Below are 9,122 nucleotides of genomic sequence, written 5' to 3'. Positions count from 1 at the left end.
CGTTCTTCCCAAAGCTGACGTTTGTCTTGGGTCACCACACCAGTCACCTCGCTAAGTTATGATGGTTCGATTATCCCACCACAACAAAACTGGTGCTATGTGGGTTAGCTTTGACGTTTACAATTCTTCTTCTTAGAGTTCTTCAAAAAAGGCGCGAATACCCCGATAGAGGGCCGCAGCGGCTTGCTGCCTTTTCATCACACATGAAGCCATTTTCTCTAGATGTGGACTAAACAATGACATGGTCTCAATAATTGCGCCGGGCACCTCGGATACATGAAGCAGATCCACAGCCGATTCGTGAAGTCCCTGATCCTTCAGAGCTAGGTCTTGGATAAGCTCCCGATGCGCCTCTAAGGCAAGCCGCCGGGAATTGAGGTCCCTACCATGATATGCTCGGATTCCCTCGGCATTACTTTGATGAATACTGATAATACACTCCGCCTTAGCATCAAGTATAGTCGATAGCCGCGCTGCGAAGGAAACTGAATAGTCAGCCTTGCGGGTTAGGATGATCTTACCTCCGGCAAGTTCAACCATGATGGCAAGCCGCAAAGCGACATCTAGGTTAACATCCTTCTCCTGCACACCAGCAGGTCCCCTAACTCCTCCATCGGCACCCCCGTGGGCCGCATCAATAGCAATTATTCTACCAAGCAAAGCCGGTTCTTCGCGGCTTAATATATACCCGTGCTCACCTTTTTGGTAATTAACCCCTATACTTGCGGCAAGCAGCCCAATTTCCACATAGATATCGTTACCCAGTGACTGAATACTGGATTCTGGCAACCAATAGCCATTCACTAATACAAGGTTGCTGTCGGTTTCCATAGACTACCTCCTACCTTTCAAACGGCTCTTATATCACTATATGCACCGTCGAAAGAAAGGATAGAGGTAGACCATCTATGAACTTGATCCAACCTGTGCCCGGGGAACCTCATCGGCCTTAACTAAAGCATACTTAGCACCCACCGGACCAATGACCTCATAGACAAAGATAGCCGCCAGGGTGGTTGTCATAATCACACCTCCGAATTGGGGAAAACGCTCCACGGCTACAATGGCAAGACCAATGGCAACCCCCGCTTGGGGCAACATAGCAAAGCCTAAGTACTTTCTTACGGAGTCCGGAGCATGAGCAAGCAAACCGCCCAAATAGTTGCCCGCCAATTTGCCAATAGACCGGGCTAGTACGTAACCTATTCCAAGCAAACCAACTTCTTGCAGGGCACTTAGCTGTAGCTTAGCGCCTGCCAGCGCAAAGAACAAAATATATATTGGCTGCTCCACAGATTCTAGGGTCTCAAAAACGGTCCTCGGCTTTCGACTGAAGTTAGCGATGACCGAGCCTGTTACCATTGCTGCTAACAGAAGGGAAAGATTGAGTCTTTGGGCCAAGCCTGCAACCACAAGAGCAAGTCCGATCACAAAGGGCAACACATCCTCCTTGTGCCGTAACCGATCTAAGACTAAGACACCAACTATTCCCACGCCAATCCCCAGTAATGCAGAGAAAGTAATCTCGAGCAAGGGAGCTAACAGCGATGTTGCATTTATACTATTGCCACCAACCATAGCTTCTACGAAACTCATTACTACACCAAAAAGGACGATAGTAAATGCATCATCTAGGGCAACCACCGCCAACAACGTGCGAGTTAGTGGACCTTTGGCTTTCAATTCATGCAATACGGCAATGGTTGCTGCTGGGGCTGTGGCCGCCGACATCGCCCCAAAGGTGAGGGCCAATGGCAAGGATTCACTGATCAAGTAAGTAACGACAAGAACCGAACCGAAGGTGACCATCATCTGTACAATGGTTATAGTAATGATGGAGCCACCCAATTTCCTAAGCGAACTCACCGTTAATTCTCCGCCAATGGCAAATGCAATAACCGCAAGGGCCAAACCCTCAATTGGCTGCAGCTCACTGGCAATATTTGTAGACACAATATTGAGAAAAGAGGGGCCTAGAAGAAGTCCAACAATGATCCACCCGGTGATACTCGGCATGCGAATTTTCCCAATCAACTTGCCGCCGAATAACCCCAACACAATCAAAGCTCCTGCTGCTGCTAACATCTACACTTCATCTCCGTCTTCGATCATAAAAATAGGCAACACAAACCTACCCCTGCTAGGAGGCACAGATATACCCAAGCTATGATCGAGTATCCCTTGAGTTAATTCTGGCATTCCTGACAGACTTTCGTTGTCCGATTGATTCATACAAGAAGGGCTCGCTTAGAATCGTCACTGCAAAGCCTGAGGGAATTTCAACAGGAATCATTATATCACTTAACAAACGATACTTCCACTTGGAGGGAGCAGTCTTGGAAACCTGCCTACACTAGAATTGTAAAGACCGGGCAGTATCCCGGTCTTCTTTCTAACCTGAAACCGACTCTTTTCTCGTGCCCCTAGGAACATTTGTCTCATTTGCTTGGGTAAGGGCGTACTTGGCACCCAAGGGTCCGATGATCTCATAGACCACTACTGCCGCCAGGGTGGTAGTCATGATTACGCCCCCTAGTTCAGGCAGTCTTTCCACGGCCACAATCGCAAGACCTATCGCTACCCCCGCTTGAGGTAACATGGCAAAGCCTAAGTATTTGCGCACCGTCTCAGGGGCTTTTGCCAGCACAGCTCCCAGATACGAGCCCCCAAGCTTACCGATAGTACGGCCAACGATATAGCTTGCTCCAAGCAATCCTACCTGTCTAAGTGCACTCAAATGTAGCTTCGCTCCGGCTAGGGAGAAAAAAAGGATATAGATTGGTGCTTCAATCTGCTGCAAAGTCTCAAACATGATCCGTGGTTTGGTGCTAAAGTTGGCTATCACAGAACCGGTCACCATCGCGGCTAAAAGCAAGGAAAGGTTGAACTTAGTGGCTAAACCCGCGACAAGAAGCGCAAGCCCAATCACAAAGGGTAAAATCTCTTCGCTCCGGCGCAGCCGATCCAAAACAAATATCCCGATAAAACCCATGATCACACCCAACAGGACGGAAAAAGCAATCTCCAGCAATGGTGCTACTAAGGACGTCACAGCAACACTACCGCCAGCCACCATGGCTTCGACAAAACTCATCACAATTCCAAATAACAGAATCGTAAAAGCATCATCCAGGGCAACTACCGCCAATAAGGTGTGGGTTAGGGGGCCCTTTGCTCTTAGCTCATGTAAGACCGCTACTGTAGCCCCTGGCGCAGTAGCAGCCGACATGGCCCCAAATACCAGGGCCAATGGTAAGGACGCGCCGAATAAATATGTGGCCCCAAAGACACACAGAAAGGTCATCAGCATCTGCACAATGGTAATGGTAATAATGGAGCTGCCAAGTTTTCTAAGTGAGCTTACGGTTAATTCCCCGCCGATCGCCAAGGCAATAATCGCTAAGGCTAGGCCCTCAATGGGCTGAAGCATCTGGGCGATATCTCCGGTGACAACATTAAACACCGATGGACCTAGGACAAGGCCAACCAAGATCCAACCAGTAATACTGGGCATGTGAATTTTGCCAACCAGTTTACCGCCAAATAGACCAAGAACAATTAGTAAACCTGCTGCCGCTAACATTTAGGTGTCATCTCCGTTCGCATGCCATTCGTGCCCCGAAAGCCCCTTAACAAAAAGAACAGGCATCGTGAAAGCAAAGGCGGTATCCGGTTGTTCGAGGTCACCTACATGCTTCTCGACTACCTGAACTGCAGTCTCTACCTGATCATCCTCTAACACAGTCATGATGGTTCTGTGATCCTGATGTTTACCGGAAGTAAGGTAACTCACCCTCCCGAAAAAGGGCAAGCTTTCTGGGACAAGTTCGCTTAGTCCATAGGTATGGAACACTGTGGCACCCTTGATGCCTGACTCTACAAAGTCACCGAGGATCTCGTGAAGAACATCGGTTCTAGACAACATAACCACAAGTACCTGCATTGTAAAACCTCCCGTCAACTTGTTACACTATCACTTGTGCCGCAAGCCGAGAATTAGTGTATGTTACGATAAACGCATGGGGCTAATCCTTGGGGCCCTGCCTAAACCTGAGCAGGACCTCTTGAACTTGATTTGGCTTTGATGGACGTTAAAAGGCGAATGTTGGTTTGCTAAGGTCACCCATCACATGATCGAAGGCATGGATTTGTTCCCGTGAGCCCGAAAACATCCAGAATACCCTAGCCAACAACACAGATTATATCACACCATTGGGCGTAGTTCCATATGACGACCCCCTTTGCCTTAAGGGTAATAGCAATTGGGAGGACAGGTCTTTGTGCTATTTCTCCTCATAGCGGATGTACCCGCCATAATGATAAACGGGCTTATCCCAGAAGCATACCGCATAGAAACCTATGCCCTATTTAAGCTGCCTATGTACTTTCAGGTTCTTGAGTCTGCTATTCCGGGAACGTTTGATGAACATAATACCACCCCAATAGACTCTCATATCGTGATCATCGTCAATTGGCAATAGCAGCCCGTAGATACTGGCCATGGCCTTGCTAAAAAAGCGCCAGACGCCCCTTGTGTTATCCTTCTTCTTTGATGTTAACCGTCCGAAACCAGACTACATTCAGGTCACCTTGGAGCCAGCAGAATGATGCACCTATACCCGGTAAAACAAGTCTCGGGTCACGTTAACTCGGTCGAAAACTAACATAGAATATAGAAGGATAACGAAGGGAGGAAGGCTTCATGATCAATGAAGAGATGAGAATATCCGTGGCGCCACCCTGCAATCTGGATCAGTTTCGAGCTGACCTTGAGGAATCCATTCAGGATGAGCTCTGTGATATTGGCTTTTACGCTGGAATTGCACTGGAGGCACCCACTGACATCCTTCGGTTGCTCACCATTAGTATTGTCGGTGATGAGTATGCTCACGCCCGTATCCAGGCTGCCTTATTGGGTGTGAATCCACCGCCGCTATCCACGCCACCGGCATGTCCAACCCCAACCGGTGATTTCAAGGAAGACGTAGAGACCGCCATTGCCGGCGAGATCAGCGCTGTAGCCCGCTATTCGATGCTTGCACAATGTGCACCGACAGCCAACATCCGCTATCTGCTAACATCGATTATCACTGATGAATATGGTCATGCCAAGATCTGGAGTGCCATGCTCAATGCGCTAAGCTAAAATGTGCAGGTCGCTTTAGCTAAGTAAGGCGACCTGCCTTTGCAGGCTAATGCTCTGCAACAAATTCGGTAATCCGAACACCCAGTTGCTCCCCGGCAACTACCACCTCACCTGCGGCTACTTTTTTCTCATTGATGAATACGTCCACCGGTTCGCCCTCCAATCGGTCCAGCTCGACGATGGAGCCTTTTCCCAAGGCCAGGATCTGCGCCATAGTCATTTCCGTCCGACCAAGCACTACTCTCACTTTTAGTGTTGTATCCTTAAGTACCTCAAAATCAAATTGATGGTGCATTTTCTCACCGCCATTGGCAATAGCCGCGGAATGCACTACTGGTTTAGGTTCCGGCGTGATTTCCTGTAGTTCGACTTTTTTGGGCTCTGGGTCAGCAACGGGTTCCTCAGTAAGTTCAGTGAGCAAGTTATCGGACATTGATCTAGCAAACTCCAAAGGAATGATCATAACCATAGTACTCTCTAGCAGATCACCGATTGTCATTTGAAAGAGGACTTCGACCACATCATCGGAGCCGCTGAATTCAGAGAAGAAACCGCTCCCTTCTCTGACTAGGTTCACCTGAACATCTGGGGGCGATATAATCACCTCGGTGGCGAAAAACTTGGACATGGCTGTAGCCGCTGACCCCATCATCTGATTCATCGCTTCACCTAAGGCACTGAGGGCTAATTCGTCGGCCTGGAGATCATTGGATATATCCTCACCGATCATCAACGATGCGATTAACTTAGCATCGTCCTGGTTTAGAATTAGGACATTAGAACCGGATAGTCCCGTAATATAATTGATCTCGCAGACCAAACAGGGCACGGGAAACTGCTCCTCTAGGTCAACAACCTTCACAAGCTCTACAACAGGCGTAGTGATCAGCACCTCTTCTTGTAGAATCTGCGAAAGAGCCGTAGCTGCAGATCCCATGGCGATATTGCCAACCTCACCGATTATGTCCTTGTGCTCATCAGTCAGTTCATACCTACTCATCGGTTTCCCCTTCCCATATTCCAGTAATCTTACCAGCCATCCGCCCCTTGTGTACGCCGGGCACTGCCTGGAACTTGGACAGGCCAGCAATACGCACCACCGATGGTTGATCAATGTCTCCCAACAGAATGACATCACCCTTCTCCAGGACTACTACTTCCGAAAAGGTAAGACCAGCACTACCCAGTTCTAGTTCCACCGGTACCCTAACATAGGCTAATTCCGTCGTCCCCAGATCCTTGACATCAACGGAGGTACGGCTCTGGTCCCGTCCCCTAAATCCCCGTTGTAGACGAGACATGATTCCCTCAAGACTGCTATGCGCCATAAAGAAATTAACGCTTCCCTCATGTTGTCCAGCCTGTAATCCTAAGGTAGCTAGAATGCCAACCTCCTCCGGAGCATTGATCTGCAGGTACTCACTATTGGTCTCTATATTCTGCAAGGTAGGCTCAAGTGCCACCACATCATGCCAAGCAATTGGCAAATCCCTCTGCAAAATGGTTTTGATCAGATGGCGAAGCACCCTAAGTTGAATATCTGTAGGCTCACCCCGCTGGTCAATGATCTGTCCTGGGCCTCCGCAGAGAATATCAAAAAGGACTAGGCCAATATCTATACCCATTTCCATCAAGGCTGTGCCAGGTAACGGTTCTATCCCGAAGGCAGCCACAATACATGGGTTTGGGATCGAACGCAGAAACTCGTCATAACTAAGCTGCTCTACAGAAACCACCCGGGAAGTCACACGGGTACGGGTCTGCATGGACAGACTAGTACTTAGGGTCCTACTCAATTGGTCAAAGATTCGTTCAATGCTGCGAATCAAATCCTTCGAGAACTTATTCGGCTGCTTAAAGTCATAGGGAATAACCTCGGGCAGCTCCTCTGTCACAGTCCCTTCAGATAGCAGACCAATTAGCTCATCTATTTCCTTTTGACTTAGAACTTCACTCACACCACTGTCCCCTTTATCTAGACTACCTGGCTTTGGCTATTTGGTGCGGCCTACCGCTTAGCTGCTCATACAAGGCCTTACCTATCCCTAAATCCCCGCGCTTGGCAAACTCATCAGCCAGCTTTTCATCAAGCAAGGTTTCATATACTTCGGTAGAAAGTCCCCGGTTAATTAGACCACCCTGTGGGACTGTCTTCCTCATTTCCTTGAGAAGCATTCGGTAGAAAATGGCTTCAAATTCCTGACATGCTTGTTTAAGTTTAGCATCGAAGTCCTGTCCTTGCACAGTAGAGGCAGTACTAACACGCATAGGCATCCTCCTAACGAATCTCCAGCTGACCATAGAGGGCACCGGCAGCCTTTATTGCTTGTAAGATCGAGATAACATCCCGGGGACTTGCGCCAAGTCCGTTGAGGGCGGTGACTAGATCCTGGATGGTGCTACCGGATTGCAGTACAGTCATTTGTTTCTGCCCTTCTGTCGCGGTGATCTTGCTCTCCGGCACAACAACGGTCTCTCCTCCCGAGAGGGGCGGTGGTTGAACAACGTCGTATTCGGTCTGAATAGCAACCTGTAGGCTCCCGGCGGCCACGGCCACTGGAGTAATACGTACATCTTTCCCGATCACCACGATCCCGCTTCGCTCATCAACGACTACCTTTGCCACGCTATCCGGATTCACCTCGAGGGCACCAAAATCAGCGATAAAATCTACAAGCCGGTACTCATAGGCCGGGGGAACTAGCACTGCAATACGGCTTTGATCCAGCGCAAGGGCTGTATCTGGTGTATAGGTTTTGTTTAGCACCTCCGCCACCCGGGCCGCGGTTGTAAAATCAGCGTTTTCACTGTTTAGCACCAAAGGCAAGAACCCTTGTTCATCGAGAATCGGTGTCGCTCCTGGTTTCTGCACTAGTCCCCCTGCAGGTACAACGCCAGCGGTAAGATGGTTTTTACTTACCGACGAGCCCGAGCCCGAAGCGGAAAAACCGCCAACAGAAACCGGTCCCTCGGCGAAAGCATAGGCTTCCTCGTCATCACCAAGCAAGGGAGTGAGAAACAGGTTGCCCCCTACAAGACTTCTTGCATCACCAATGGAGGATACACTCACATCAACCCGATCGCCCGGTCGACTAAAGGGAGGCAACTCCGCGGTTACCATCACCAAAGCTGCATTACGACTGGGCATGTCACTGGCAGCAATACCAAAACTACTAAGCAGGGTCATCAACATGTTGGACGTGGGGCTTTTACTTGAATCACCGGTACTAGCCAAACCCGTGACCAAACCCACACCCACCAATTGCTGGGGATGAACCCCTTCAATCCGCAAAATGTCCTTAAGCCGTACCGTTGGCTGATCGAAGGCTGAAGCCTCAAGAAAACCAGGACTTAAGAACACACAGAAAGCACACAATAAGGCGAGAAACCTCACACTAATCCCTCCTGTTAGAACAGCCACTGAAACAACCTAGTCAAGATTCCAGGTTGTTGCTTATCTCCCACCACACCAAAGCCTTGGTAAGTAATCTCCGCATCGGCAATATGGGAAGATAAGACCTCGTTGTCCCCGTCAATATCGTCCGGACGAACTACACCCTTGATGGAAATCTCCTGTTTTTCCCCGTTTAATACGAAGGAATGCGTCCCTTCAATAACCAAGTTTCCATTGGGTAACTTCTCCGAGATCTGGGCTGTGATCTTTGTCTGCAACGAACTGCCCCGGGAAGTGGTTCCCTTACTGCTCATATCATCATCGCCACTGGCCCGGATAAGGGGAATAAAATCCAATAACCCTAATCCTGGGCCAACACCAACGGAGCCCTTTTTCCCCGTTTGGGTAGCCGCGGTTTGTGTTGCTTCCGCTTGCTCCACAACAATAATTGTAACAAGATCCCCTTCCTTATGGGCCCGGCGATCCCGCATTAACTGGGCAAAAAACGAAGCGGCACACAACTCAGATGTAATCGTAACCATCAGGAGCATCAACAATATGATAGATAATCTCTTACGCATT

Annotated in this window: 11 protein-coding genes; 2 read left to right on the top strand and 9 right to left on the bottom strand. The window is 49.2% G+C overall.

Annotation, left to right across the window (positions count from 1 at the left end; all coding sequences use genetic code 11):
* Nucleotides 1-132: 132 nt before the first annotated feature.
* From M0Q40_07140 to M0Q40_07125, 4 genes are all read right to left on the bottom strand, one after another.
* Entirely contained in the window at nucleotides 133-831 is a 699-nt protein-coding gene (locus tag M0Q40_07140; protein MCK9222384.1) for an N-acetylmuramoyl-L-alanine amidase, read from the bottom strand.
* 75 nt (nucleotides 832-906) lie between these two features.
* Complete coding sequence (locus tag M0Q40_07135) at nucleotides 907-2,085, bottom strand: cation:proton antiporter (protein MCK9222383.1); 1,179 nt, start codon at nucleotides 2,083-2,085, stop codon at nucleotides 907-909.
* A gap of 307 nt (nucleotides 2,086-2,392) precedes the next feature.
* On the bottom strand, nucleotides 2,393-3,583 hold the full coding sequence (locus M0Q40_07130; protein ID MCK9222382.1) for a cation:proton antiporter: 1,191 nt from the start codon (nucleotides 3,581-3,583) through the stop codon (nucleotides 2,393-2,395).
* The gene (locus M0Q40_07125) at nucleotides 3,584-3,943 is read right to left on the bottom strand and encodes a hypothetical protein (GenBank protein ID MCK9222381.1); all 360 of its coding nucleotides are present in this window, start codon (nucleotides 3,941-3,943) and stop codon (nucleotides 3,584-3,586) included.
* A gap of 337 nt (nucleotides 3,944-4,280) precedes the next feature.
* Here M0Q40_07125 and M0Q40_07120 point away from each other — a divergent pair, with 337 nt between their 5' ends.
* A complete protein-coding gene (locus tag M0Q40_07120) occupies nucleotides 4,281-4,481 on the top strand; it encodes a hypothetical protein (GenBank protein MCK9222380.1) in 201 nt (66 codons plus the stop codon).
* Nucleotides 4,482-4,702: 221 nt separating this feature from the next.
* Complete coding sequence (locus M0Q40_07115) at nucleotides 4,703-5,146, top strand: ferritin-like domain-containing protein (GenBank protein MCK9222379.1); 444 nt, start codon at nucleotides 4,703-4,705, stop codon at nucleotides 5,144-5,146.
* 46 nt (nucleotides 5,147-5,192) lie between these two features.
* Here M0Q40_07115 and fliY read toward each other — a convergent pair whose 3' ends face one another.
* The 5 genes from fliY to M0Q40_07090 are packed head-to-tail and all read right to left on the bottom strand — an operon-like array spanning nucleotide 5,193 to nucleotide 9,121.
* Nucleotides 5,193-6,146, bottom strand: coding sequence for a flagellar motor switch phosphatase FliY (gene fliY / locus M0Q40_07110; protein MCK9222378.1), 954 nt, complete (start codon nucleotides 6,144-6,146; stop codon nucleotides 5,193-5,195).
* Nucleotides 6,139-7,104 (bottom strand): flagellar motor switch protein FliM, encoded by a 966-nt coding sequence (gene fliM / locus M0Q40_07105; GenBank protein ID MCK9222377.1) that lies wholly within the window; start codon nucleotides 7,102-7,104, stop codon nucleotides 6,139-6,141. The genes fliY and fliM overlap by 8 nt, the downstream gene beginning before the upstream one ends.
* Nucleotides 7,105-7,126: 22 nt before the next feature.
* Nucleotides 7,127-7,414, bottom strand: coding sequence for a rod-binding protein (locus tag M0Q40_07100; GenBank protein MCK9222376.1), 288 nt, complete (start codon nucleotides 7,412-7,414; stop codon nucleotides 7,127-7,129).
* Between the two features lie 10 nt (nucleotides 7,415-7,424).
* Nucleotides 7,425-8,540 carry a flagellar basal body P-ring protein FlgI gene (locus tag M0Q40_07095; GenBank protein ID MCK9222375.1) on the bottom strand — a complete coding sequence of 372 codons (1,116 nt, stop codon included), beginning with the start codon at nucleotides 8,538-8,540 and terminating at the stop codon, nucleotides 7,425-7,427.
* A 14-nt stretch (nucleotides 8,541-8,554) separates the two neighbouring features.
* Nucleotides 8,555-9,121 carry a flagellar basal body L-ring protein FlgH gene (locus tag M0Q40_07090; GenBank protein MCK9222374.1) on the bottom strand — a complete coding sequence of 189 codons (567 nt, stop codon included), beginning with the start codon at nucleotides 9,119-9,121 and terminating at the stop codon, nucleotides 8,555-8,557.
* Nucleotide 9,122: the final 1 nt, after the last annotated feature.

Source organism: Limnochordia bacterium (assembly GCA_023230925.1).
Lineage (GTDB): Bacteria > Bacillota > Limnochordia > DUMW01 > DUMW01 > JALNWK01.
This window is presented reverse-complemented; position numbering and strand designations above follow the sequence as displayed.